Raw genomic sequence first — 26,371 nt, forward strand, 5'->3', positions numbered from 1 at the left:
GTGCCCGCGCCCTGTCCGCGGTGGGATGGGTGCCTTTTGACGGTTCAGCCCCGCCCATGGAGAAATCGTAAAATTTCCGACACCGGCATGTGTTTCCATTCATGGCAGTAACTTGGTTACACTTGGCATGCTTTCTGATTGCCCCGGTTTCAGGGGGGCCGATGCCCTACAATCTTTCAGGACACACCCTCAGGGTGGCGATACCACTATAAGGACGACATACATGATCAAGAAATGCCTCTTCCCGGTGGCCGGCTACGGCACCCGGTTCCTGCCAGCCACCAAGGCCATGCCCAAGGAAATCCTGCCCATCGTCAACAAACCGCTGGTCCAGTACGGGGTTGAAGAAGCGGCAGACGCGGGAATTCACGAGTTCGGTTTCGTCACCGGCCGGGGCAAGCGGGCCATTGAGGATCATTTTGATATCAGTTACGAGCTGGAGCACCAGATTGCCGGCAGCGGCAAGGAAGAACTGCTCACCTCCATCCGCGACCTGATCGACAACAACTCCTTCGCCTTTACCCGCCAGAGCGAGATGAAGGGGCTTGGCCACGCCATCCTGACCGGGCGTAACCTGGTGGGGGACAACCCCTTTGCGGTGGTGCTGGCCGATGACTTCTGCGTGACCAACGACGGCGAGGACGGGGTTCTGACACAGATGGTCAAGCTCTACAAGCAGTTCCGCTGCTCCATCGTGGCGATCGAGGAAGTGCCGGAAGACGAGACCCACAAGTACGGCGTCATCGCCGGTGAAACCATGAAGGACGGCCTGTACCGGATCACCGACATGGTGGAGAAGCCCGCCCCGGACAAGGCACCCTCCAACCTGGCGATCATTGGCCGCTATATCCTGACACCGGACATTTTCGAGATCCTCGAGAACACCAAGCCCGGCAAGAATGGTGAAGTGCAGATCACCGACGCCCTGCTCGAGCAGGCCAGGAACGGCTGTGTCCTGGCCTACCAGTTCAAGGGTACCCGGTTTGACTGTGGCTCCATCGACGGCTTCGTGGATGCCACCAATTACGTCTACGAGAACGTCTACAAGAAAGGTGGAAAGCAGGGCTAACCGGGAAAGGCAGCCGCCCTCACCGGCCCAGTAACTGCAGGATCATGCGCCGGTTCTCCGCGGAACTCTTGCGGAACCGGCGCAGCAGTTCCGCCTCTTCCTCCGAGGGCTGAACCCGCCGCACCTCACGCTCCAGCTCGTCCAGGGCCCCGCCCAGCTCGTCGGTGTTGGAAAACGCCAGGCCCGGCAACTCCAGCTGGCCGGGATTATCGAGGGTCTCCGTGTCCAGCAGGGACTCCAGGGGCACTTCCAGGTGACGGCACAGGTCTATCAGCTCGTCCACCGCCGGGTACATGCGCTGGCGGGGGTCCACCTGCTCCCAACGGCTCACCACAACCTGGTCGACACCACACAGTTCCGCCACATCGCGGCGGGAGAGCTGCCGGTTCTCCCGGGTCTCCTTCAGCCTCTGCCAGAACGTTTCCATATAGCGCATTCGAAAGACTCCCCGCTGGCCCTGGGGCCACTGATGTTCGCCCCGACACGTGAACCGCTGTCTACTTTACCCCGTTACCGGGCATTCCGCGATGCTCAGCCGGACTGGTGTCCGGTCCGGCGTCTTCGGCGAGAATCGCCTGCCAGTCACGCTCCGCCGCGAACCCGGTTTCCAGCGGCCGCATGCGGGCATGTTCCACCAGCTGGCGCACCGCCTGCACCACCTGCGCCCTGACCGCCTGGGCCGGGGTCAGCCAGGTCAGGGCCTCCACCACCGGTGAGCCCGGGCTGACGGCATCCACCAGCCCTGCCGCCAGGGCCTGCTGCGCGGACCATTGCAGGCCGCAGAGCATCATGCGCTTGGTGGCCGACTCCCCCACCAGGCGCGGCAGCAACTGGCTGCTGCCCCCCATGGGCACGCGCCCCTCCCGGGGGGCATCGAAGCCGAACAGCGCATGGGCCGACGCCACCCGCAGATCACAGCTCAGGGCGAGGGAGATGCCTTCGTCCCGGGCCTGGCCATTAACGGCGGCCACCGTCAGCGACGGGTAGCGGCGCAGGGTGGAAAAAGCCTGGCTATACAGTCGCGCCAGCTGGGTCAGAGAAACACGGTCATCCGCCACTGCCGAGTCCAGTGTACCGCCACAGAACCAGTCAGGGCCGGACCCGGTTATCACCAGCGAGGGCGGCGCCGCCTCCCGGGCCAGATCCGCCAGCACCTGGTGCAACTGCTCCAGGGTATCGGCGTTCCAGCGGTGCTCCGGGGGGTGATTGATGGTGAGCACGCGAATGCTGGCCGGCGCATCGGCAAGGTGGTCACGGGCATGGGTAAGCTGGATCACGGTGACGGGTTCCTCGTGGACGGGTTAGCTCAGGCCGCGGCCAATCCGCTGGCACTGCCGGTTTTATATCACTAGAGTGAATCAAAACCCTGTTTCAACGTAAGTGTTTCACAGGGCGGCGACGCGTTCCAAACCTGATCCACCAGTTTGAGGTAACAATGACTCCAGAGCAGGCCTGGCAGATGATTCTTGACCAGCGGCAACGGCCCGGCTCCCCGGCCGGCGCCCATTGGACGGAGGACGAGGCGGCAGGTGAGGACGAGTACGCCAGGCAGCTGCTGCGGCTGTTCCGGCCACTGGTTTCTCCCCTGCCCCGGGGCCATTCGGTCATTGCCCAGCTCGGGCAGAGCCTGGACGGGCGTATCGCGACCGTAACCGGCAAGTCACGCTACATCAATGGCGAGGACGGGCTGGTGCACCTGCACCGTCTGCGGGCGGTGTCCGACGCCGTGGTGGTGGGCTCGGGTACCGCCAGCGTCGACAACCCCAGGCTTACGGTGCGCCTGGCCCAGGGACCCAATCCGGTGCGGGTGGTCATCGACCGGCACCGCCGCGTTCCGGACGGCCATAACCTCTTCACCGACGGGGTCGCGCCCACCCTGCGCCTGGTGGCCGGTGTCCCGGGCCGGACACCAAAGCTGCCGCCGCTACCCATCCAAGGGGTCCACGAGATTGCCTGCCTGACGGAGGATGACGGGCCCATTGATGGCGAGGAGGTATTGGCGGTGCTCCGGCAGCTTGGCCTGAAGCGGGTGTTTGTCGAAGGCGGCGGACAGACCGTTTCCACCTTTCTCGGCGCCGGGCTGGTGGACCGGCTCCACGTGCTGGTGGCCCCCATGATTATCGGCAGCGGCCAGCCGGCGTTCTCGCTGCCGGAAATCGACAGCCTGCGGGACGCCCTGCGCCCTGACGCCCGCATGGTCAATCTGGGCAGCGACATGCTGTTTGATCTGGACTTCCGCGCCGGCGCCTGAGCTCCCGCCCCCGGTAACCCCAGCCCCCCAGCGCGAAGACCAGGCCCGGCAGCGCCGACACCAGCACCACCACGCCATAGCTCACGGACAACGCCACACCCTGCTGGGGGTCCAGCCCGGCCAGCGGCCAGATCAGGGCCGCGGCACCCTCACGGACACCCCACCCCGAGACTGTCAGGGGCACCAGCATGGCCATCAGCAGCACGGTACACAGGGCCATCAGCAGGCCAGGCGCGGTCACTGCCGTGTCGAGCCCAAGGCCCATGGCCAGGCACCAGAACACCAGCAGGTAGCTCACCATCACCAGTAACGACGACACCATCTGTACCGGCAGCGCCGGCCAGCGCAGCAGGGCCGCTTCCAGGTCGCGGCGGAACGCCCGCCACAACCGCTGCAGCCGTGGTCCGCGACTCACCGACCAGAGCAGCAGGCCCACCACCATCAGGCCCGGCAGCAGGAACAGCCCGGGCATGGGCGGTGCGGGAAGGGGCAGCCAGAACAGGATCAGCAGCCCTCCAACCAGGAATAACGCCAGCTGGCCGGAGAGGCGCTCGATCATCACCCCATGGATTGCCACCTCGGCCCGGCCGGTCTGCCGGCTGTGACGAAAGGCCCGGCCGGCGTCCCCGACCACGCCACCGGGCAGAAGCTGATTGATGGCAACTGAGAGGTAATATTCACCCACCGCCCGCGTCAACGATAGCGTCACTCCCAGGCGCCGGAGGGTATAGCGCCAGCGCCAGGCGGACATCACCACCTGCAGCGGAGTCACCAGCAGAGCCGCCAGCACCCAGCCCGGCGCGACCTGGCGAAGCTGTTGCCAGACGCTCGCCGGCTCCACCAGCCAGATCACCGCTGCCAGCAGGGTGGCGGTCAGCAACCAGCGCAGCCGGGACCGGCGCCCCGAGTGCGGTGCTCTGTCACTCAACAGCCCGGCTCCCCGAAGACGTCCTGGTGGTCCACCCGGATGGCGAGTTCCCCCCGCCGGACCTGGTCGGTGCGCGTGCTGTGCCACTCGTCCAGCCAGCCCGGCTCGCCGGTGCCATCGCCACCGGCCTGCTCCCTTGCCGCCTGGACCCAGCCCGCGATCAGGGCCAGTTGCAGGGCCTGATGGTCCCCGCCCAGTTGCCAGGGGCTCGACTCGACAGTGACCCGGTAGCCCAGGGCCCGGAGATGACCGGCCAGGCAGTCCGTTGCCCGGGGCCCCTGGGCGCTGCCCAGGCCCTTGTCGCCATGCTGGTGGGCGTTGACCAGATCCCTGAGCGCCTGGTCCCGGGGGTGAGCCGGCGTGAGCTCAAAATGCCCGGCGTAGGAGAGCACGATCAGTAACGCCGCCTTGCGACGGGCAGCGCAGGTTGCCAGGGCATCGAGCCAGTCTTCGGATACCAGGTCGATCAGGGCGGAGGCAGTGATCAGGTCGGCCCAGGCCGGCAGGGCTACATCGATCCCGGCCACGGTCAGCCGGCCCAGGTGGAACTGGCTGGTGGCCTCCGGCGGCAGCGAACATCGGGCAACTTCCAGCAGGCCGGCATCCTGGTCATACAGATGCCAGCGGGACCGGGCGGTCAGGTTCTCGCTCAGCCGGGGCGCCAGGTACCGGCAGTTGGAGCCGGTGCCGGTTCCGATGTCCACCAGGATCGGATCGCCGACGCCGCGACCCGCCAGCCAGTCGATGGCGAGACGGGTCAGGGTCTCGCTGCGTGCCTGATGGTCCGCCGGTTCCCGCAGTTCCAGCCAGTCGGCGTCAAAGACGCTGGCGTTGCGGTCTTCGGGCGCGGTCGCCGACAGGGCCTGGATGCACTCCCGGGCGCAAAGGCCCCAGGACCTCAGCCGGGAACGGCTGACCCATGCGCCCTCCCGCTGTTCCTGCAGCAGGGCGGGCCGCATGAGCCGGGCCGCCAGCAGTCGCGCCAGTGCCCTGGTGTCGTTGTGGGGATAAACCACGCAACCGGGCCGGTCGGCGGTTCTCGCCAGGGCACCGCCGTCGGAGCTGATCACCGGCAGGCCCCGGGCGAGGGCCTCGTCGATCACCATGCCATAGCCTTCGTGCTCGGATGGCAGCACGAACAGGTCCGCCTCCTGGAACGCCCGTTCAAGGCCTTCGCCGGACAACTCCCCGGAGAGGGTGACCCGGCCGTTGAGATCGAAATCCGTGATCCGCTGGGCCACGTGCCGGGCGTAGGCCGGGTCGCGGTCCGGGGAGCCCGCCAGTTCGCAGTACCATGAGGGCTCCTGAATGGTAGCCAGGGCCTCCACCAGGCGATGCTGGGCTTTACGGGGAGAGAGGTGGGCGAGGCACAGCAGGCGCAGGGGCCGGCCCGGCTCCGGTGCCTGCCGCGGCCCCGACATCGGCGGCAGGTGGACCCCCGGCTCGATAACGGTGATATTCGACCCGGCAACCCCATAGCGATCAAGACCGTCGGAGGTGGTGCGACTGGTGGTGATGACCCGGTGTACTGCCGCCAGGGCCCGGCGCTCGGTATCAAACAGGTACCGCGCATCCTGCGCCGACAGGCCGGCCTCGTCGGCAAGGGGGTGATGCACCAGGGCAACCAGGTTCAGGCGTTGACCGTGACGACTCGCCGGCCCCGGGCAGCCTCCCAGGGCCAGTCCGTCCACGATAACCGTGGCGCCGTCCCGGTGGCTGGCAAGGACCGCGTCCAGGGCGGCTGTTGCCTGGTCGTCCGCCAGGGGGAAGCGGCCTTCCACGCTCTGGATAGTCGCCGGCTGGCCATGGTGATTGAGGGCGTTCACCAGTTCCCGGACGTAGCCATAGCCCCCGGTGCGCTGTTCCGGGTCGCCGGGGACAACAAAATTCCAGGCCGGCTCAGAGCTGGCCACGGTAACTGGCCCAGGCAATGTGGGATTCCGCCAGGGTGACCTTGATGGCGGTCAGGGCTCGGGCGCCTTCCCCCAGGTCCCCGTTCTTCACGGCCTGTGACATCCGGTCGAAGATGTGTCGGGCCATGAACTCGGTGGTGGTGTTTCGTCCCCGGAATTCCTCCATCTCGTCCAGGTTCTGCATGTTGATATGGGCCAGGACCTTTTTCAGCACGTCACTGGCCAGGCCGATGTCCACCACCAGATCATCGTCATCGAGCTGCTCCCGCTCGAAGCTGACATCCACCACGTAGGTGGCACCGTGGAGTTTCTGGGCCGGACCGAAGATCTGGCCGGTAAAGCTGTGGGCAATCATCACGTGGTCGCGGACAGTCAGGGCATACATAGGCGTGTTCCTTGGTTGCTAATACCGGTTAAGGGCGTCACTGGTAACGGATTCGGTGGCACAGGGTATCGGACGGTCCCTTGGCCAGTTCCGCCATCACACCTGGCAGCTCGTCAAAATCGCTTTCACCGGTGATCAGCGCATCCAGGGTCTCATCCGTCAGCAGGGAGAGCGCCAGTGCCATGCGGTCCCGGTAGCTCCAGCGGGGCGCCTGGGCCGGGCTGATCTGGCCGACCTGGCTGGAGCGCAGGGTGAGCCGGCGCGAATGAAACGACCCGCCCAGGGCCGCCTCCACCGCTGTCTCACCGTACCAGCTCATTTCAATGATACGGGCTTCATTACCCGACAGGGAGAGCGCCGTCTCCAGCCCGGAAGGATGACCACTGGTATGGAACACCAGATCGTGGTCGTCCGATCCTCCGTGGGCGTGCCAGTCGACACCCAGCTCCCGCAGCACCGCTTCCCGGGCCGGGTTGGGGTCTATGGCAGTCACCCGGGTGCCGGGGATGCGCCGGGCCAGCCAGGCCACCAGGCAGCCCACCACACCACAACCCACCACCGCTATGCGGTCACCCACCCGTGGCGTGGCGTCCCACAGGCCGTTGATGGCAGTTTCCATGTTGGCCGCAAGCACCGCGCGCTCCGGGGTCACCCCGGACGGCAGCGGCGTGACGGCGGCCGCGGGTACACGATAGCGCCGCTGATGCGGAAACAGACAGAACGCCGCCCTGCCCCTGAGATCCTCAGGGCCCCCAGTTACGCGCCCAACGGACATGTAGCCGTAACGGACCGGCCCGGGGAAATCGCCCTGCTGGAACGGCGCCCGCATCCGTTCGTACTCCGATGGCGGCACCTGGCCGTTGAACACCAGCGCTTCGGTGCCGCGGCTGACGCCGCTGAACAGGGTGTCCATTTCCACCCAGTCGCGGGCGCCGCCGGTCTCGTCGAGCCGGCCCGGGGCGATCTCCCCTGTACCGTCGCCCGTGGACCAGAAGGCCGGCGATATTTCCGTTGACGCTGGGGCCATAGTCACTCCATGCTAAACAATATTTTATGAACACTCCGGGACAACCTGCTGAACCACTTCGGGTTCTGCAGGGTATAAGGAATTACAGCATAGCTTACGACAGGAGTCGGGTATGGATTCCTCACAACCGGAAGGCGGATTTTACCGGGTGCCCTGGCTTGACCTGACCCTCGGCGCGGGTTTGCTCGCGCTGCTGCTGGCGGCCACGAACGCCGTGATCGGCCTTCCTCCCCTGTCGACAATCACCGCTTTGCTGCTCTTCCTCGGCCTGTCCGCCCTCATTTCTCTCGGCTTGCACCTGTCCCGCAGCCGGTTCGGCCCTGCCGACCGTGTGACCCTGTTGCGGGCTGTCCTGGTTCTGTTCCTGGCGAGCCTGACGTTTTTCCCGGAGTTTCTCGATCGTATGGCCTGGCCCTATGCCCTCCTGTGCCTGGTGGCCCTGCTGATGGACGGCGCGGATGGCTACGTGGCCCGCAGGACCGGCACCGCCAGTGACTTCGGTGGCCGCTTCGACATGGAACTGGATGCCTTCTTCATCCTGATTCTCTGCATCGCGGTAACGGTGCTTGAAAAAGCCGGGCCCTGGGTGCTGCTGATCGGGCTGATGCGGTACGGCTTTGTGGGGGCCGGACTGATCCTGCCGTGGCTCAACGGGCCCCTGCCGGAGAGCTTCAGGCGCAAGACCGTCTGTGTCTGGCAACCGGTTACGCTGATGGTGGCGATCCTGCCACCGACTCCTCACTGGTTCGCAACTGCTACGCTTTTACTGGCACTGGGCCTGCTGGTCTGGTCCTTTGCCACGGATGTCTGCTATCTCCATCGCGAAGCGGGCACCCCCCTTACTCACTGAACAGGAGGCTGTGATGAACAAGCAACGGAAGACGCCCTACACCCTGATGACCGGTCTTCTGGCCGCGGTTGTCGCCCTGGCAAGCCCGGCGGCACTGGCCGAGGTCGAGTCCTACAAGATCGACGACGAGCACTTCTCACTGACGTTCGAGGTAAACCACCTGGGCTATGCCTCGGTGATCGGGATGTTCCTGGAGGCCAGGGGCGAGTTCGACTATGACGCCGAAGCCCGTGACGTACCCTCCGGAAAGGTGGTGGTACAGAGCGAAAGCGTGTTCAGCAATCACGAGAAGCGGGATGAACATCTGCGCAAGGACGATTTTCTCCATGCCAGCAAGTACCCGGAAATCACCTTCGAGGTGACGGATTTCGAGGCCACCGGCGACAACACCGGCAACCTCACCGGTGACCTGACCCTGCTGGGCAAGACCCGGCCGGTCACCCTCGATGTCACCCTGAACAAGGCCGCCGAATACCCCATCGGCCATGAGGAATACACACTCGGCATTTCCGCCAGCACCACCATCAAGCGCAGTGACTGGGGCATGACCTATGCCCTTGATCCGCTGCTGGTAGGCGACGAGGTGTACCTTCGCTTCGAGTTCGAGGCCATTCAACAGAACGGTGGCTTTTTCTGAGAGGAGCCTCCTGTTCGCGGTTTGTACGATTATCAAGGGCGTGATGAGCATGCTAAACTTCGCGCCCTGATTTTCGGACGCCCCCATTACCATGACGCTTTCAGATAGCCACAAGTCGGACCTCCTGCTCGTCGTCGTCACCCTTCTGGCCGCCCTGAGCTGGGCGTTCTCCAAGGAAGCGGTGTTGCTGATGCCGCCGCTTCTGTTCATGGCCATGCGCTTCCTGATCGCCGGAGCCATCCTGGCGTTGTTCGCCCGACACCGGCTCAAGCGGCTGTCGACGGGTCAGGTGCTGAGGGGCGCGAGGGTCGGCCTGGTGTTCGGTTCCGCCATGAGCTGCTGGGTCATGGGGATCTGGCTGGGGGTCAACCTGGGGGAAGCCGCCTTCATCACCAGCCTCGCGGTGGTGATAACGCCGGCCATCGCCCGGGTCTTTTTCCGGGAGGCGCAGCCGGTCAGTACCTGGATGGCCATCCCGGTAGCTATCTGTGGCCTCGCCCTGCTCTCCCTGGAAAACGGCTTCCGCCCCGAACCGGGGCAGCTGCTGTTCGTACTGGCGGCCTTCGTGTTCGCCTTTTCCTACATCCTGACGTCACGCACCGCCAATACCCGCACCGAGGTAAATCGTCGGGGTGAGACCGTCCAGAAGGAAAAGGTACCGGCCCTTCCCCTGACGGCCCTCAGCATGACCACGGCTGGGGTGGTGACGGGAATCCTGTCCCTGATTTTCGAGACCTGGGAAGCCACCTTTGCCAGCTTTACCGGCATGATGTTCTGGTGGCTGATCGCCAGCGCCACCATTGGCACCGCCTTCCGTTTCCTGCTGCAGACCTACGCCCAGAGCCTCTCGTTCCACAGCCATGGGGTGGTCATCCTGGTCCTGGAGCCGGTGTGGGTCGCCCTGCTGGCCTGGGTCTGGTTCGCCCAGACCATGTCTCCCCTGCAGATCGCAGGCTGTGGCGTGATCCTGCTGTCCCTGCTGATCAACCGCTGGACGGTGGTCTCCAAGGCGTTGCGCGGCTACCTGCGCAAGTCCGTGCGGGCCCGCCGCATCGCCCGTATCCGGCACGCGCGCGGCGCCTGAAAAAACCCCGGAAAAAGCCATGGAAAACGGTTGACCACAGCCATCGAGATCAGTATATTTCCACCCCGTTGAACACAGGACCATAGCTCAGTTGGTTAGAGCGCTGCCTTGACATGGCAGAGGTCGGCAGTTCAAATCTGCCTGGTCCTACCAGATTCCGAAAGCCCCCGTACTGTGAAGTTCGGGGGCTTTTTTGCTTTGGGGCGTCAGGTTTTTAGGCCTCGACGTTTTTCGGCGCCAGCAAATAACGAGGACGTGCAGCATATTCGGGCGCAAAAAAAATCAGTGGGTTAACCGCTCGCAGAGACAAAGGGTGAGAAACTGTTTCTTGGCTGGGTAAATGATTATATTAGCTCGAATACGGTCTCTACATAGAGACCGTATTAAACACCAAGCCACTCGGCCAGTTGAAGATTGGTCTTCAGGCGCAGGCGCTGCTGCAACATGCCTTCGAATACAGCATTGGTGGAACGGCTGTCACCGAGCAGCGGTAAAGCTGTCTCCGCCTCTGCAAAAAACCGGGATTCCATATCCGTTCCCATTAGGGCGCGCTCCCACCATTCCATAATTCTCGGCCTGGCCTGTTTCAGCAGCGAATCGGAAGGCAGCTTCTCCGACTTGGCAGCATTGGCCAGATGGGATGCAGGAAACAGATTCCACAGGTCATTATTGCTCCAGCGCGACCATGGAAAGCAGTGGTCAATATCGTAGCGCTCCCGCGATAGGCTACGACCCGTCCACATACATTCTACTCTGCCCGCGGCTAACTGTTGCTCCACCAGTTTTCGGACCAAAGACGTATCCCTTCGTCCCTCCGCCCATTGCAATGCCTGATGGTAGATCTCAATGGAATAGCGTACTTCCCAGCTTCCCATCAGGTTAACCCATTCATTGACAATGGCCGGCTCCACCCAGCACGCATACCGGCTGAAGGTATCCCATAACGTAACTGGAACCCGAAACACGCCAAACCTAGCGAGAGTCTCACGATCCAGACGTACAGCTTCTTCACGAATTCTGAACCGGCTTGTACTACCGTCGAAAACGGGCCTGTTGGTGCCTGGCCATGTTGTGAATCGGGCCGGATTTTTCAGGATATTGGATGCAGCCAGCCTGATAGCCCTTAAAACCATTGGCGCATGCTCGGCAGACAGGGATAACCCCGGCCTGAAATCCAGAGGTGACAGCCTCTCCAACTGGTAGAAATCCTCACCGGCAAAACCATAGCCTTTTCCGCCTGGCGCCTGACGCAAACGGTGGCGAAGAACCAATGGGTGATACAGCATTATCCAATACAGACCTACAGCACCAAGAGGCAGCTCTACCCAGTCATCTGAACGGTTCAGCACCAGCCCTGGCGCACTGTCCGCAAGGCGAACCAGGGTGCGAAGCAGACCAAGCTTGTATGAGGAAGATTTGTCGTCATTCACGATGATATGGCGCAGAGTCGGTAGCGCGCCGGTGCCGTCATCCGGCAGACGGTACACTGCAGTTTCCCACTGAACCTCCGGACGATCCAACTGGTCCGCGGCGACCCTTACCGCCAGCTTTACCGGTATAACCGCACGATGTCTGGCAAAACTATCCAACTCCGCCCTGCTAACGTCATGAAACACCCGCTCGCCATCACCCGGACCGTGCCGGAGAGTAATAACCAGGGTACCGGAAGGTGCCAATAGTTCCGTAAGAATACGGAATGCCCGTTCATGGGAAGACGGAGAAATATGCATCCAAACAGCAGAGACCAGGATGAGGTCAAAACGATAGCTGAGCTTACGAATCTCTGCCAGATCCGGCAGGCTGTCATCCACCCACTGGATGCTTCTGTGAGAAGTTGCTGCCTCTCCAAGTCGGCGTAATTCGCTGGCAGGTTCCACTGCCACCACATCCCATCCACGATCAGCCAGTCCCAGCGCGTCCCGACCACTGCCTGCCCCGACATCAAGGGCCAAGCCGGATTTTTCTGGCAGTAATGGTAGCCAGTCACCATGTACCTGCTCGAAGGTCAGTGACTGATATTGATTGAAGAACTTTTCCGCGTTGCGGTTATAAGGTTTGATGGACATAAAAACTACCGCTCCGTCCCATTACCGCAAGATTACGATTCAGCACCGACTCTGACTTTCTCTGTTCCGGAATGCGGAATATGCATCAACATCTTCTCATTGCGCTACATCTACCACAATCGGAGGATTTGCTGGCAGATACCGCACATTGCATGTACTGGCATTGATAAACCGGATTCGCCACTTTAAGTACTCGCCATAACCTTCGTGGATATGTCCAAAAATGTGGGCTTTCAGGTCGAGCCGGTGAATTCTCGCCAGCAGATCCTCACACCCGACATTTTCAAACTGCAGCCCTGTGTCTACCTCGTCCCCGATACCGCTTGGCGGGGAGTGGGTGATCAGTACGTCGGTATTGTCGGGGATGCGCTGCCAGTACTGATTGATGGCCTCACCCCGTTCCTGCATGAACGCCCAGTCCATGAATCTTGGGGACCATGGAGATCCCCAGAAGCGGATACCGTCGATCTCGACGCCGCTGTCCTGTAGGTAGATGGCATTGGTCAACAATTCCCTGGCGTGTTCCGGAGCTTCCTGGAACACCCAGTCATGATTGCCGGCAATGACGATCTTGTGGCGATGAGGCAGCTCACCAAGCCAGTCGTTCAAGTCGGCCACGTCGTTCAGGGTGCCCGCTCCGAGGCAGTCACCGGCGTGAATCAGAATGTCTCCCTTCGGTATGGCGGGGATCTGCCGATGCATACTGTGAGTGTCGGAAATGCAGACGAGTTTCATTGGGCTCCCTTGTTGTCAGTCCTGTCCTGTGACAGAGCCGGTGCCGGTTCGCACTGATGGCAATAATGCAGGCTGCGGATGATTCCCGTAAGAGGGATTTTTACACCAATAAGGCCTTCTCACCAATGCTGAACCTCGCAGCAAATGCCGAGGAGCAAAAAGAAGCCATCCAGGTTTCGCCAGCAATGGTGGACCCGGCCCGGGAAATAACTTAGGTTCATATCTGTAGCTGGGCCAGAAAAGACTGACCATAACAACAGGGTGTGACTCAGGAGCCACAATGAATCAGAACAACAATAACTCTGCAGCCGTCATCATTGATCCGCTTCCGGCACATCGGATCGACTCCGGGGCACTTGCCCGGTGGTTGCAACGGGAAGTCCCTGATGCTGGCAACGGTCTGACAGTGCGTCAGTTCCAGGGCGGGATGTCGAACCCGACCTACCTGCTCACCACCTCCGACGGAACCCGCTATGTGCTCCGGAAGAAGCCGCCGGGAGACCTGTTACCCAAGGCACACGCCATCGATCGCGAATTCCGGGTGATGGGGGCGCTTCAGAACACGGACGTGCCGGTTCCCGAGATGGTGGCCTATTGTGACGACCCCGGCGTTATCGGTGCGGAATTCTACGTGATGAAACATGTGGAGGGCCGGATTATTCCGGCGGACGACATGGGCTCCGTGACTGCGGAGGAGCGGACGCCGCTGTCACGGTCACTGATCAGTACCCTGGGGTCGTTGCACAGGGTGGACTGGCGACAGGCCGGACTGGAATCCTTCGGTCGTCCGGAAGGCTACCTGGGCCGGCAGACCTCACGCTGGTCCTCCCAGTACGAGGCCGCCAAGAGCAGCCTGCCGGCGGATTTCGACTATTCGGAAATGGACTGGCTGCGGGACTGGCTAATGGACCACAGCCAGGTGCCCGATGAGAGCGCGATTGTGCACGGCGACTACCGGATCGGAAACGCCATCGTTCATCCGGAGAAGCCGGTGGTGATCTCGGTCCTCGACTGGGAGCTGTCGACCATTGGCCACCCCCTGGCCGATCTCGCCTACCTGTGCCTGCACTACCACTTGCCCGGCGAACTGGGTGGAACCGCCGACCGGCCTCAGCCAGGACTGCCGACGGAACAGGAAGCCCTTGCCTGGTATTGCGAGCAGACCGGTCGCAAAGGCATTCCGGACTGGCCGGTTTTCCTGGCCTTTGCCTTTTTCAGGGGCGCAGCGATCGCTCAGGGCGTTGCCGCCCGGGCAGCCCGTGGGAACGTCAGCACCGCGAGCATGGACCCGGCCGTCGCCGGCAACCGGGCGCGGCAACTGGCGAAGGCCGGTGCCAACATTGCCCGGAGCCTGGCCGGCGCCTGAGGCCCGGATTTCCTGAAGGCGGCGTTACGCCTCAGCGGTGTCCCGAACGGTATGGATACCGGCATGATCGATGAAATCACCCTGCCCACCCCGCTCCAGCGCGTGGCGCATGATTCCGGGAATGGGCATTTTTTCCATGGTTTCCGGATGAACCGTCACGCCGATCATCTCGCCACTGGCAAGAAACTGGCCGGTGACGGCATTGTGAATGTTCATGGCCAGCGTAAACGAGGTGTTGCCAAGGTGGCTGGCCCGGACCGTGATCTCCAGCTGATCGCGATAGCGGGCCGGGGCCTTCCACTCAATGGTCAGTTTGACCACCTGGTAGTCAAAGCCACCGCCAGGCAGCTGCCCCTGATCACAGATATGGTGCAGAAACTCGGTGGCGGCCAGGTCGATGTAATCGCCATAGCGGGCATTGAAGACGACCTTCTGGGCGTCGCACTCGCCATAGCGGACCTGCATGTAATATCGGAATGGCTGTTCCATGGGTACTCCAGGTTATGTTTATTATCAGTATGAGCAGCCGGATATCGGTCAGCTGCCGCTCTGGCGGGCCCGGGCTCTGCCCCGGGCTGATGGGGGATCGGCCAGAGATCTGTTACGGACGCGCACCGAAAGCGGGCCTGCCAAGTAACTGTGGCAAGGTGCTGTAGGCATCCTCGACCCACTCACAGAGCAGACGCCGGCTCTCCCGCGGATCAATCATGTTCTGGACCCCGAACTTCTCGGCGGTGCGGAAGGGAGAGGCGATGTTTTCCATCATTCGCTCCAGCCTCTGCATTTCCTGCTCCCGGTCTTCAGCCTGGTTCAGCTGAGCGCTGAACGCGGCTTCAATGCCCCCACGGGACGGCAGTGAGCCCCAGGTGCCCGACGGCCATGACCAGCTCGGTGAGGCCCGGTGCCGGTTGACGATGCCCGCGCCGCCCACGCCAAAGATCCTGCGCAGAATCAGCTCCGCCTGGGGGACCCTGGCCTGGTATATCGCGGAAATGGCCCGCACGCCGTGGCGAATCGTTCCCCGTCGCTCAGCGGCGGAACCAATGGAGACACCGCCCTGGTCCGTGAGACTGACAAGGGGCAGGTGGAACGTCTCGCACAGGTCCACCAGCCGGGTGGCGGCCTGGGCCCCTTCGACGGACATGGTGACACCCTTGAGCGGGTTGGTGGCCAGCACGCCGACGGGATGGCCATTGAGACGGGCCAGTGCAGTGACGGTCGAGCCACCGTATTCCGCGTAAAGGAATACCGACCCCCGGTCAAAGACCGACTCCAGGATCGCGCCGATATCATAGGGCTTGCGGGAGTTGCGGGGAATGGCTTTCAGCAGGGATTCCTCGCGACGATCCGCGGGGTCGTCACAACGATGTATCGGCGGGAGTTCGTCCACGTTCCGTGGCAGATAGGACAGGAAGGCACGAATCACGTCGAAGGCTTCCTGCTCAGAATCCACCATGCGATCGACAACGCCGCTGTCCGTGTGAATGTCGGTACCCCCGAGCTCTTCGAGGGTGAGGTCCTCACCGGTACTCCCCTTGACCACAGGGGGCCCGGCGGTGAATGCCTGGCCAATGCCCCGGACCATCACGGCCAGGTGCGACATGGCAAGCCTCGCCGCCCCCAGCCCCACCGTCGGGCCAACTGCAGCGGCGACGACCGGAGCCAGGGAAAGATTTTCCACCACCGCATCCCAGCCGGGGTTCAGGGGCACATAATGGAAGCCGTGTTCCAGGGCCATTTTCACACTGCCGCCCCCGGATGCGCCATCCAGCAGTCGCACCACGGGCAGGCGCATCTGACGGGCGTAGTTCTCCAGGAAAATCTGCTTGGCGTGAATGGCGGCATCGCCCGAGCTGGCCCGCAGTGTGAAGTCGTCCACCCCCACGGTGACCCTGCGGCCATCAAGCCGGGCAGTGCCGCCGATGAAATTGGCGGGTTTGACGGTGATCAGCTCGCCGTTTTCGTCGTACTCGCCAAACCCGGTCAGGGCGCCCAATTCCGTGAAGGTGCCCTTGTCCACCAGGGCCTGTATCCGCTCACGGGCGGTCAGTTTGCCCTTGGCTTTCTGCTTCCCAACCTTGTCGGGGCCGCCCATTTCCTGGGCCAGGTCCAGTCGACGATTGATTTCGTCCACTTCCGCACCCCAACCCTCGTCCTCTTCGGTAAAGAGCGAATGGGTTGAGGTATCTTCACTGGTTGTTTGCGTACCGTTAGCCTCGATGATGGCCAGGATACTGCGTTCCCTGATCACGTCGCCGGGTTTTACGGCAATCGACCGGACCACCCCGTCGCGGGAGGCGCGAACCGGCTGTTCCATTTTCATGGCCTCGATCACCATCAGGGCCTCACCCCGGCGCACCTGATCACCAACCGCCACGTCCAGTGACACGATCATGCCTTCCATTGGCGCATGGACCGCATCGGCAGGGTCGTAATCCGCTGGCAATCCGATGGTGTCCGGGCCGGTAGCCTGGTCCGGCTCACCGGTATCGGGGGAGCCCGGCGGCGCGAGGGTACTCTGCCCCACCATGTTTTCTCGCAGGGCCTTTACGTGGTCACCGATGAAGGATGTGCTGTAGTCACCACCCAGGAATACCGGGTGGTCGAGAATGGCCCTCAGCAACGGCGTGTTGGTTGGTATATCCGCGATATGGAATTCCCGCAGGGCCGAGGACAGCGACCTGGCAGCCCCGGGGAAATCACGGCCACGGGCGATCACCTTGGCAATCAGCGAGTCGTAACGGTGGCTGCTCTGGTAGCCGGGGTAACCGTAGGTATCCACCCGGATACCGGGGCCGGACGGCGGTGAAAAGGCCCTGATCAGCCCGGCCCTGGGCACGGACGTGCCATCTTCAGAGAGTTCCTCCAGATTGACCCGGGCCTGGATGGCAAATCCCGTCGGTTCGGGGGGTACCTGCAGGCCAAGATCCGCCAGCGACTGGCCGGAGGCAATATGGATCTGTGTCTGGACCAGATCGATGCCGGTGATCTCCTCGGTCACGGTGTGCTCCACCTGCAGCCGGGGATTGGCCTCCATGAACCAGAAGCCGTCGTCCGACACCAGGAATTCAAAAGTGCCGATGTTGTCGTAGTTCACGTGGGAAGCCAGCTTCAGCGCGGCGTCCAGGATTCGTTTCCGGAGGGTCCCATCCAGCACCGGGCTGGGGGCGATCTCAATGAGCTTCTGGTGGCGCCGCTGAACCGTGCAGTCCCGCTCCCACAGGTGGGTGACCCGGCCGGAGCCGTCGCCCACGATCTGCACTTCGATATGCCGGGCATTGAGGAGCAGTTTCTCGACATACAGCTCACCGTTGCCAAAGGCCTGCAGGGCTTCGGACCGGCACCGCTCAAACGCATCCTCAAGCTCGCCAGCGTCACGTACCACCCTCATGCCACGACCTCCACCACCAGCCATGGCCTTGAGCATGACGGCACCGTGCTCCCTGGCAAATGCCCGGGCAGCCTCCAGGCTGGTGGCCTCCGAGGTGCCGGGCATCACCGGCACACCCGCGTCACGGGCCAGTTGCAGGGCTTTGACCTTGCTGCCGAACAGATCCAGGATTTCCGGGGCGGGGCCGATAAAGCGAAGGCCCTCAGTCGCGCACAGCCTGGCGAAATCGGCGTTCTCACTGAGAAAACCATACCCCGGATGTACTGCCGTACAACCCGTGCGACGTGCCACATCAACCAGGGCCTCGGCATCCAGATAGCCAGCCGCGCCCTCCCGGGGCAGCTCACAAGTCTGATCGGCGTAGGTCACGTGGAGGGAGGCGGCATCGTCCCTGGCATACACGGCGACGGTTTCCTTGCCCAACTGACGGGCGGCCCTAATGATCCGGATGGCAATTTCGCCGCGATTGGCGACCAGAATCCTCTCCATCGATTTCACCTTCGTCTGTGTTGTTTCTTATGGTTGTCAGTAGCCGGCGTCACTCCGGATCGTCGAGAGTCCGGCGTCAGTCAGACTCTTCCGCCAGCATCTGGCGGAGCTTGTACTTCTCGATTTTGTTAGTGGGCGTCACCGGCAGTGCGTCGACAATGCGGATATAACGTGGGCGCATGTACTTCGGCATCTGCCTGGCGGCAAAGGCCTCGATGTCGTTTTCCGTACAGCTTCCTGCCTCCCTGAGCTCCACAAACACGGCGATATCGTCCTCATGCCCCTCCTTCGCCGGCACCGGAACCGCCGCCACGGAACGGACATCGGGATGGTCAGTCAGCAAAGACTCCACTTCAAAGGAGGAGACGTTCTCACCGCGTACCCGGAAGTATCCGCCCATCCTGTCGATGAACCGGAACGTGCCATCGGGTTCCTCCAGAACAGCATCACCGGTGTGGAACCAGAGATTGCGAAAGGCCTTGAGAGTGGCCTCCGGCTTGTTCAAGTATTGCTGGAGCAGCAAGCCCGGGAACCTGGGCCGGAAGGCCAGCTGGCCGACATTGCCGGGGGGAAGCCGGTTGTCCTCCTCATCCAGAATCGCGACGTCCACGAGTGGTGATGGGCGTCCCATAAAGCCGGGGGGCAGCGGTTGATCTCCACTGACCACGAGGCGTCCGGAGGCCTCGGCCGAGGCCCGGAGCTGTTCCCTGGGAAGCCCCTTGTACAACTCTGGTGGGGTGCCGGTATCGTCGCCAAACTCATCAATGATGGCCATGAAACCCGCGCCGGATTCGGTCTGGCCAAAACCACAGGTGACGAAGTTAAAGCCAAAGCGCTTTGCCACCTCGTGATGGTTCGATGGCAGGGGCTGCATGTGAACCTTGTTGAGGGTGTTATTGCGGTCCTCGGGCGAGGCAGGGGCGGACATCAGCCACGGAATCATGACATCAAGCAGAATACCGGCACTGGCGCCACACTCCCGGATGCGTGACCAGAATGCCGAGGGGCTGAACCGGTTCCACAGACCCACGGTATTGCCTTTCCAGACCGCCTTCACCAGCAGCGCATAGGCCCCGCCCACGTGGTACATGGGCAGATCGCAATAGATGGTATCCTCGGAGGTCCATTGGCTGCGGCCGGCAAAGGCATACTGATTAATCCACCGGAAAGGCAGCAGAACGCCCTTCGCCGGGCCAGTGGTGCCCGAGGTGTAAATGATGGTCGCCGGATCGAACGGACCCAGTTCCGGGTCATCCAGTTTGACGTCTGTCCCTGGCACCGAATCAAGGGCATGAACCCGGGAGTTCGGCAGCTGTATCTCCCCTTCCCCCGCCCCCTTGATGCTGGCCGGGCCAACGACGACATCGGCCGGTCTGATATCGGGGCCGATTTCCTCCAGCGTCTCCCGGAAGGTGGGATCCGTGATCAGCAGCGGGGCCCCGGTATCGTTGATCTGGTAGCTGAGCAGTTTGCCCCTGAGGTTGAAGTTGATGGGCGCGTAGACTGCACCCACCTGCCAGCAGCCGAACATGGCAACGGCGGCGAGCAGGGAGTTGCTGGTCAGCACACTGACGGGGTCGCCACGGGTCACACCCAGTGACTTGAGCATCCGGCCAATGTCGAGGCTGCGTTCATGCACGTCCCGGAATGTCAGGCGCTCGCCGGTCTCACCATAGTGAATAAAGACCTTATCACCGTTTTCACGGGCATGACGTTTCAGTTGATAGAGGGCGACGTCGCCCTCGCTGACCATTTGTGCAAAGATCTCTTCTGGCTGTTTCATGTTACTGGTCCTTTTTGTTCTTATTCGCCCGTGACTTATCTGCACGTTTACCAGGTATCGATCATCGGTCGGCGACGACCAATACGGGGGCCCGGTTTCTTCACTGATTTCAGCCCCCGGAGAATCCAGCTGCGGGTTTCAGCCGGGTCGATCACTGCATCAATCTCCAGCGATACCGCCATGCTCAGGGCTTTACCCTTTTCGTACTGCTCGGCCACCAGCTTCTCGAACATCGCCCTCTGGGCCGCTTCATCTCCGGCGCTGGCAATTTCGTTGCGGTACCCCAGGCGAACCGCACCTTCCAGCCCCATGCCGCCGAATTCACCGGTGGGCCAGGAGATGTTGAAGAAAGGTGCGTGGAAGGAGCCTGCGGTCATGCCCATGGCGCCGAGGCCATAGCCCTTGCGAAGCACGACCGACAGCACGGGAATCTGCAGGCTTGCGGCAGTCACGAACATTCGTGTGGTATGGCGTACCAGCCCGGTTTTCTCGGCTTCCGGGCCAACCATGAAGCCGGGGGTGTCGCACAGACTGACCAGGGGCACGTCGTAGGCATCGCACAACTGCATGAAGCGAGAGGCCTTATCCGCACCGTTGGCACAGATGGCCCCGCCAAGGTGTCGTGGGTCGTTGGCGATCAGGCCGATGGGGCGACCCTCAATGCGTGCAAAGGCCGTGACCATCCCTGGGGTAAATTCCGGGCGAAGCTCCAGATAGCTGTCGGTATCGGCCAGGGTACCTATCAGGGCCCGGATGTCATAGGAGCGCAGGCGATTCTCGGGAATACTGGATCGCAGCAGACGCTGGTCGGAACAGCTCCACTCCGGAATCTTTCCCTGGAAATAGGACATCAACTGACGGGCAACCTGCGCGGCCTCTCGCTCATTTTCCACCAGGCAGTCGACAACACCATTGGGTACCTGGACCGACATCGGGCCGACCTCTTCGGGAGCGAAGACGCCCAGGCCCCCACCTTCGATCATGGCGGGGCCGGCCATGCCCAGGCTGGCATTTCTGGTGGCGATGAGCAGATCGCTTGAGCCGGCAAAAACCGCGTTGCCTGCGAAGCAGCGCCCGGAAACGATACCAATGCGCGGAGCCAGGGCGGTCAGTCGGGCATACTGCAGGAAGCTGGGCTGGTCCAGGCCGGCAACCTTGGTGGCATTATCGGTGTCGCCGGGGCGACCGCCACCGCCCTCGGTAAAGAAGATGACCGGCAGTTGCTGATCCTCGGCCACCTGCAGTACCCGGTCCGTCTTCTTGTGGTTCATGGTGCCCTGGGTACCGGCCAGTACGGTGTAGTCGTAGGCCAGCACGGCACACCGAGCCTGGTCTTCATCAAAGATTTCGCCGTTGACGGCGCCCACACCGGCAACCAGCCCGTCAGCCGGCGTCGACCGGATCAGGTCATCCACCTCCCTGCGCCGGCGCTGGGCAGCGAAAGTGAGCCCGCCGTACTCCATGAAACTGCCCGGGTCGCAGATGTTATCCACATTCTCCCGCGCCGTGAGCATACCCAGCCTGTGGCGTTTGGTCACCGCATCCGGTCGCGCCTCGTCCAGGGTCAGACGCTGGCGCTCAAGGAATTCCGCCAGGTCCGGGCGGATATGATCCAGGTCGATCTGTCGCTCCGCGATGTCTTCGTCCAGGCCACTGTCGCCCGGTTCGATAAAGGCAATGGCCTGGCCCTCGCTGACATAGTCCCCTTGGGCAAGCGGCAGGCCGCGGACAATACCGGCACTGGATGCCTTGATCTCGTGTTCCATTTTCATGGCTTCGACAATGGCCAGAGTCTGGCCTTTGGTGACGGTTTCGCCCTCGCCCACCAATGTCGTTACCAGCTGACCCTGCATGGGAGCCAGGGCAGGCTCAGTGCCATCCGGAGCAGCAACAGTTTCGGCCTTTACATTACTGCCCACCGGCCCTTGCGGGGTGGGAAACAACCGGGGGTGCTCCGTTTCACTTTCCGCCACCAGGCTCGCCATCTGGTCATCCACGTAACGGGTATAGATCAGGTTGGCGGCAACGTCTTCCCGGGACAGCAGGGCCTGCAGGAAAGATATGTTGGTTCTGATGCCCTCGATACGGAACTGGCATAAAGCACGGTAGGCCTTGCGAGCAGCCTGGGCGAAGTCGCCGGAGCGGCTGTGAACAATCACCTTCGCTAGCAGAGAATCGAAGTTGGGGCTCGTTGTGTAACCGCGGTAGCCGAAGGTATCCACTCGCACCCCGGGTCCGGTTGGTGGCTCGAAGGACTCCAGGGTGCCACCGCTGGGCTGGGCATTGCCGGCCGCGTCCATGGTTTCCATGTTAATCCGGCACTGTATAGCATAGCCGCCGGCTTTGGGAATCTGGCCCTGGGTGAGGTTCAGGTCGGCCAGGCTGAGACCACCAAGAACCGCGATCTGGGACTGAACCAGGTCGACCCCGGTAATCTCCTCGGTGACGGTGTGTTCAACCTGAAGTCTGGGGTTGGCTTCAATAAAGAAATAGTCGCCGCCGTTTGCATCCACCAGGAATTCGAAGGTGCCCAGGCCGGCATAATTGACCTCTCTGGCCATACGCAGCGCCGCATCCAGCAGGCGATTACGGGTGTTGTCCGCAAGAGTCGGGCTGGGAGCGATTTCGATCAGTTTCTGGTTCCGCCGCTGAAGACTGCACTCCCGCTCCCAAAGGTGGGTGGCTCCGCCCTGGCCATCCCCGAGGATCTGGACTTCGATATGTCGGGCCCGCTGCACCAGACGTTCCACATAAAGGCGGTCGTCTCCGAAAGCCGCTTTTGCTTCCCGGGCGCATGCCCGATAGGCCGCATCCACATCCTCACCCGGCTGGACAATGCGCATGCCCCGGCCACCACCGCCGGATATAGCCTTTATAACAACAGCGGCATCGCCGCTGAGACCCGCCATGAACTCTTTGACCTGCTCCGCTGTGGTGTGGTCCCTGGTGCCGGGCACAACCGGAACATCACAGCGCTCGGCAAGCTGGCGGGCCGCGGCCTTGTCGCCAAGCCTGTCCAGGGTATCCGGGTCCGGCCCGATAAATGTAATGCGCTGGTCTCTACAACGGCGGGCCAGCTCGGAATTCTCACTGAGGAAGCCATAGCCGGGGTGGAGGGCATCCGCCGCCGAGTCCCTGGCCGCTGCCATGATGGCGTCGATATCGAGATAGGCACGGGCCCCCTTACCCGGCAACAGTACGGCCTGGTCGGCGTGACTCACGTGAAGTGATGCACTGTCGTCCTCCGAATAGACAGCAACTGATGCCAGCCCCATCTCCCCGGCAGCCCGGGCAATACGGATGGCGATTTCCCCACGATTGGCAATCAGTAACTTATTGAAATTCACGGGCGCCTCTTTTTCGTTTTTTATCAATATATTGGCAGACTTTTGGGCTTCGCTTACTGACGAATGCCAGATTTTTGCTGTCAGGGCTTGACCATGCGGAGCTGAACTACCATTCTTGGACTTACTTACCTGCCAGTCAGTTTTAATCAAAAAAAACTGACTTGCAAGTAAGTCAGCAATTGGCAATGATAAGAACAACACGATTGCAGCTTCAGGAGAGCTCATGGCTTTGGCTTCACTCCCATCAAACCCGACTCGCCGGAAATCGGGGGACACCCGGGCTCGAGTGCTTGAGGTGGCCCGGCGTCTTTTCATTACGCGGGGCATTGATGCTGTCAGCTATGGGGACATTGCCAAGGAAGTCGGCTCGACCCGGGCCAACCTTCACTACCACTTCGGCAACAAGTCAGAGCTGGTAAAGGAGGTCTTTGCGGAGACTTTTCAGGAAGTACGTGCCTCTCTGGAGGCGATCTGGCTCAAGCCGGGCCTGTCTCTCGACGAACGTATTGACCTGCTCTTTGAAGATGCCAGAACACGCTTCGAAGAGTTCAACCAGCCTGGGGACGAACTCACCCCCTGGAGCCTTTCTTCCCGAGCCCGCTTTGACTTCAGCGCAGTGGACACCGAAGTGGTGGAGGGTATTGGCGAAATGTCACGGTACTTTGAGGAGTGCGTGACACATGCGGTTCGGCTGGCCATCGGAGCAGGTGAGTTTCGAGCGGACACGCCAGTGAAAGACGTGGTCCTGATGATCACGCCACTGTGGTATTTCGGTTCGCCGATTACCCAGTTCTCCGGCATCAAGCGGCTGAAGAATCATTACGAAGCCGCAAAGCGGATCATCAGGGCAGCTTATGGTGCCCGGGCCGGCTAAGACCGGCAGACACAACTCTGCGAAACAAGAACAAACAGCCTGGATAATCATACCGGGTACGTGGAGGAAACATGTTAGTTGCGAAAAGCGAGCAAAGTATAGGGGCTGCGGCCTTGGGCGGCGGTAACCCTGCTGCCTCACCAGATCCATCGCATGCGGCGCCGATACTGGACGTCCGTGGCCTGAGCATTTCCTTTCGTGGTCGCGACGGTATCACTCACGTCACGCGTGACGTGTCATTCCAGGTCGCCCCGGGTGAGCGAGTGGGGGTTGTAGGCGAAAGCGGTTGCGGCAAATCCGTAACCGGCCTTTCGCTTCTGAGGTTACTGCCAGAGCGAACAGCAATCATCAATGGCGAAATCCGCTTCGATGGCTGTGACCTGATGAGCATGAAACCCAAGGAGATACGGAAGATCCGCGGGCGTGACATCAGCATGATCTTCCAGGAGCCCATGACAGCCCTGGACCCCGTGTTCACGGTTGGCCAACAGCTCATTGAAACGCTTCGGACCCACTACCCGATGCCCTTTGCCGAGGCTCGTGACCGGTCTGTTCAGGCCCTCAGGGATGTGGGCATTCCCTCTCCAGAGCAGCGAATTGACGAATACCCTCACCAATTTTCCGGTGGCATGCGCCAGCGGGTCATGATCGCCATGGCACTGATCTGCAAGCCCAAACTCATTATTGCCGACGAACCCACGACCGCCCTGGATGTGACGGTCCAGGCCCAGATCATCGACCTGCTCAAAGAACTGAGCGAGAACACCGGGACCGCACTGCTGTTCATCACCCACGATCTTGGCGTGGTCGCCGAGACCTGTAGCCGCATGATCACCATGTATGCCGGCGAAGTGGTCGAAAGCTCACCAGTCGACGATGTGCTTCGGCGCCCCGGTCACCCCTACACTTCTGGCCTGCTGCGTTCGCTGCCCCGTCTGAGTGACCGGGGTGGGCGTTTGCCGTTCATTCCCGGGCGCGTTCCGTCACCCCACGCAATGCCAGAAGGTTGCCGCTACCAGGAGCGCTGCGCCCATGCCGGGGCAGGCTGTGATCGCTATCAGCAGATGGTCGAGATCTCGGAAGGTCGTCACGCCAGATGCCACAAGGCAGCTGATCTGGAGCTCGAGGGGGCTGTTACATGAGCACGGCAAGCCAGTCCAGTGTAGAGGACGACCGCAATATTGTTACTGTCGAGAACCTGAAGATTCACTTTCCGCTCAAAGGCGGGCAGACGGTCAAGGCGGTAGATGGTGTGAGCTTTCAGATCCGCGCCGGCGAAACACTCGGCATCATCGGTGAATCCGGCTCCGGAAAATCCACCGTTGGGCGGGCGCTGGTCGGCCTGTTGAAGCCGACGGGAGGGACGTTGCGTTACGGCGACACCGACATTTCGGCCCTCTCGGCTTCCGAGTACAAACGCCTGCGAAAAAACTACCAGATCATTTTTCAGGATCCCCACGCCGCTCTGAACCCGAGGATGACCATTCTTCAGAGTCTCGTTGAGCCGATGGAGATCCAGGGAGAAGGCACCCGGGAGTCGCGCCGGAAGACTGCTCTGGCTGCACTGGAGCGGGCCGGGCTGGCCACCGAAATCGCGCTTCGCCACCCCCACGAGCTTTCCGGCGGGCAAAAACAGCGGATCAATATTGCCCGGGCCCTGACGGTACATCCCCAGTTCATCGTGTGCGATGAAGTTGTTGCCGCGCTGGACGTCTCCGTGCGGGGATCGATTCTCAACCTGTTTGCCGATCTGCAGGAAGAGCTTGGGCTGACCTACGCCTTTATCACCCACGACATCTCGGTGGTTGCCCATGTCAGCCAGCGAGTCGGGGTCATGTACCTGGGCAACATGATGGAACTGGGGCCAACGGATGCGGTGATTGAGAATCCACTGCACCCCTATACCCAGGCCCTGCTCTCGGCCGAACCCCGGCCGGTCCCCAGTGACATGCGGGAGGACCGCCGAATCCGCCTGGAAGGCGAGATTCCCAGCCCGGTCGCGCCGCCATCCGGTTGCCGGTTCCGGACCCGATGTCCCTTTGCCACTGAAAAATGCAAAACGGAAGTTCCACAGTGGCGGGAAATCGTCAGGAATCACAGAGTTGCCTGTCATTACGCGACGCCCGACGGACGAATTGGATGATCGTGCAGACAGTCACCAGCAAGCACCTGAAAC

21 protein-coding genes and 1 tRNA gene are annotated in these 26,371 nt (G+C 61.9%); 10 read left to right on the forward strand and 12 right to left on the reverse strand.

Translation table 11 applies throughout. The features are described 5' to 3' along the window. Positions 1-223 precede the first annotated feature (223 nt). Positions 224-1,069, forward strand: a complete 846-nt coding sequence (galU, locus tag BM346_RS03340; protein ID WP_092008867.1) for a UTP--glucose-1-phosphate uridylyltransferase GalU — start codon at positions 224-226, stop codon at positions 1,067-1,069. A 19-nt stretch (positions 1,070-1,088) separates the two neighbouring features. Here galU and BM346_RS03345 read toward each other — a convergent pair whose 3' ends face one another. Beyond that, positions 1,089-1,505 carry a helix-turn-helix domain-containing protein gene (locus BM346_RS03345; protein WP_092008868.1) on the reverse strand — a complete coding sequence of 139 codons (417 nt, stop codon included), beginning with the start codon at positions 1,503-1,505 and terminating at the stop codon, positions 1,089-1,091. Between the two features lie 61 nt (positions 1,506-1,566). Beyond that, positions 1,567-2,346, reverse strand: a complete 780-nt coding sequence (locus tag BM346_RS03350) for an enoyl-CoA hydratase-related protein (protein ID WP_092008869.1) — start codon at positions 2,344-2,346, stop codon at positions 1,567-1,569. Positions 2,347-2,504: 158 nt separating this feature from the next. Between BM346_RS03350 and BM346_RS03355 the strand changes: the two genes are divergently transcribed. Continuing rightward, positions 2,505-3,320: a RibD family protein gene (locus tag BM346_RS03355; protein ID WP_092008870.1), complete on the forward strand. Its 816-nt coding sequence runs from the start codon at positions 2,505-2,507 to the stop codon at positions 3,318-3,320. On the opposite strand, the gene BM346_RS03360 is transcribed toward BM346_RS03355, so the two are convergent. From BM346_RS03360 to BM346_RS03375, 4 genes are read right to left on the reverse strand one after another with little or no spacing between them, the layout of a single operon-like run. Next, the gene (locus tag BM346_RS03360; RefSeq protein WP_092008871.1) at positions 3,268-4,248 is read right to left on the reverse strand and encodes a lysylphosphatidylglycerol synthase transmembrane domain-containing protein; all 981 of its coding nucleotides are present in this window, start codon (positions 4,246-4,248) and stop codon (positions 3,268-3,270) included. The genes BM346_RS03355 and BM346_RS03360 overlap by 53 nt on opposite strands. Continuing rightward, positions 4,245-6,161: a glycosyltransferase family 4 protein gene (locus BM346_RS18360; protein ID WP_092008872.1), complete on the reverse strand. Its 1,917-nt coding sequence runs from the start codon at positions 6,159-6,161 to the stop codon at positions 4,245-4,247. The genes BM346_RS03360 and BM346_RS18360 overlap by 4 nt, the downstream gene beginning before the upstream one ends. Beyond that, positions 6,148-6,546: a 6-pyruvoyl trahydropterin synthase family protein gene (locus BM346_RS03370; RefSeq protein WP_092008873.1), complete on the reverse strand. Its 399-nt coding sequence runs from the start codon at positions 6,544-6,546 to the stop codon at positions 6,148-6,150. Before BM346_RS03370 ends, BM346_RS18360 begins: the two co-directional genes overlap by 14 nt. A 37-nt stretch (positions 6,547-6,583) precedes the next feature. Then, positions 6,584-7,573, reverse strand: coding sequence for a zinc-dependent alcohol dehydrogenase (locus BM346_RS03375; protein WP_092008874.1), 990 nt, complete (start codon positions 7,571-7,573; stop codon positions 6,584-6,586). 112 nt (positions 7,574-7,685) lie between these two features. On the opposite strand from BM346_RS03375, the gene BM346_RS03380 reads away from it, so the two are divergent. From BM346_RS03380 to BM346_RS03395, 4 genes are all read left to right on the forward strand, one after another. Next, positions 7,686-8,423, forward strand: coding sequence for a CDP-alcohol phosphatidyltransferase family protein (locus BM346_RS03380; protein WP_092008875.1), 738 nt, complete (start codon positions 7,686-7,688; stop codon positions 8,421-8,423). A 13-nt stretch (positions 8,424-8,436) separates the two neighbouring features. Further along, complete coding sequence (locus tag BM346_RS03385; protein ID WP_092008876.1) at positions 8,437-9,060, forward strand: YceI family protein; 624 nt, start codon at positions 8,437-8,439, stop codon at positions 9,058-9,060. 91 nt (positions 9,061-9,151) lie between these two features. Then, positions 9,152-10,144 carry a DMT family transporter gene (locus BM346_RS03390; protein WP_092008877.1) on the forward strand — a complete coding sequence of 331 codons (993 nt, stop codon included), beginning with the start codon at positions 9,152-9,154 and terminating at the stop codon, positions 10,142-10,144. A 76-nt stretch (positions 10,145-10,220) separates the two neighbouring features. Continuing rightward, positions 10,221-10,297: transfer RNA gene (locus BM346_RS03395), tRNA-Val, on the forward strand. Positions 10,298-10,527: 230 nt separating this feature from the next. Here the strand turns inward: BM346_RS03395 and BM346_RS03400 are convergent. Then, positions 10,528-12,210, reverse strand: a complete 1,683-nt coding sequence (locus tag BM346_RS03400; protein ID WP_092008878.1) for a class I SAM-dependent methyltransferase — start codon at positions 12,208-12,210, stop codon at positions 10,528-10,530. A 96-nt stretch (positions 12,211-12,306) separates the two neighbouring features. After that, positions 12,307-12,945 carry a metallophosphatase domain-containing protein gene (locus tag BM346_RS03405; RefSeq protein ID WP_092008879.1) on the reverse strand — a complete coding sequence of 213 codons (639 nt, stop codon included), beginning with the start codon at positions 12,943-12,945 and terminating at the stop codon, positions 12,307-12,309. Positions 12,946-13,225: 280 nt separating this feature from the next. On the opposite strand from BM346_RS03405, the gene BM346_RS03410 reads away from it, so the two are divergent. Next, entirely contained in the window at positions 13,226-14,311 is a 1,086-nt protein-coding gene (locus BM346_RS03410) for a phosphotransferase family protein (RefSeq protein WP_092008880.1), read from the forward strand. Positions 14,312-14,335: 24 nt separating this feature from the next. Here the strand turns inward: BM346_RS03410 and BM346_RS03415 are convergent, their stop codons facing one another. From BM346_RS03415 to BM346_RS03430, 4 genes are all read right to left on the reverse strand, one after another. Then, the gene (locus tag BM346_RS03415) at positions 14,336-14,800 is read right to left on the reverse strand and encodes an acyl-CoA thioesterase (RefSeq protein ID WP_092008881.1); all 465 of its coding nucleotides are present in this window, start codon (positions 14,798-14,800) and stop codon (positions 14,336-14,338) included. A gap of 112 nt (positions 14,801-14,912) precedes the next feature. Beyond that, on the reverse strand, positions 14,913-18,191 hold the full coding sequence (locus tag BM346_RS03420; RefSeq protein ID WP_092008882.1) for a carboxyl transferase domain-containing protein: 3,279 nt from the start codon (positions 18,189-18,191) through the stop codon (positions 14,913-14,915). Between the two features lie 76 nt (positions 18,192-18,267). Continuing rightward, a complete protein-coding gene (locus BM346_RS03425) occupies positions 18,268-19,974 on the reverse strand; it encodes an AMP-binding protein (protein ID WP_092008883.1) in 1,707 nt (568 codons plus the stop codon). Between the two features lie 47 nt (positions 19,975-20,021). After that, positions 20,022-23,321, reverse strand: a complete 3,300-nt coding sequence (locus BM346_RS03430; protein ID WP_092008884.1) for a carboxyl transferase domain-containing protein — start codon at positions 23,319-23,321, stop codon at positions 20,022-20,024. Positions 23,322-23,544: 223 nt separating this feature from the next. Between BM346_RS03430 and BM346_RS03435 the strand changes: the two genes are divergently transcribed. From BM346_RS03435 to BM346_RS03445, 3 genes are all read left to right on the forward strand, one after another. After that, a complete protein-coding gene (locus BM346_RS03435) occupies positions 23,545-24,195 on the forward strand; it encodes a TetR/AcrR family transcriptional regulator (protein ID WP_092008885.1) in 651 nt (216 codons plus the stop codon). A gap of 71 nt (positions 24,196-24,266) precedes the next feature. Further along, the gene (locus BM346_RS03440) at positions 24,267-25,337 is read left to right on the forward strand and encodes an ABC transporter ATP-binding protein (RefSeq protein ID WP_092008886.1); all 1,071 of its coding nucleotides are present in this window, start codon (positions 24,267-24,269) and stop codon (positions 25,335-25,337) included. Beyond that, a complete protein-coding gene (locus BM346_RS03445) occupies positions 25,334-26,338 on the forward strand; it encodes an ABC transporter ATP-binding protein (protein ID WP_092008887.1) in 1,005 nt (334 codons plus the stop codon). Before BM346_RS03440 ends, BM346_RS03445 begins: the two co-directional genes overlap by 4 nt. The last annotated feature ends 33 nt before the right edge of the window (positions 26,339-26,371 follow it).

Source organism: Marinobacter daqiaonensis, assembly GCF_900115285.1.
Lineage (GTDB): Bacteria > Pseudomonadota > Gammaproteobacteria > Pseudomonadales > Oleiphilaceae > Marinobacter > Marinobacter daqiaonensis.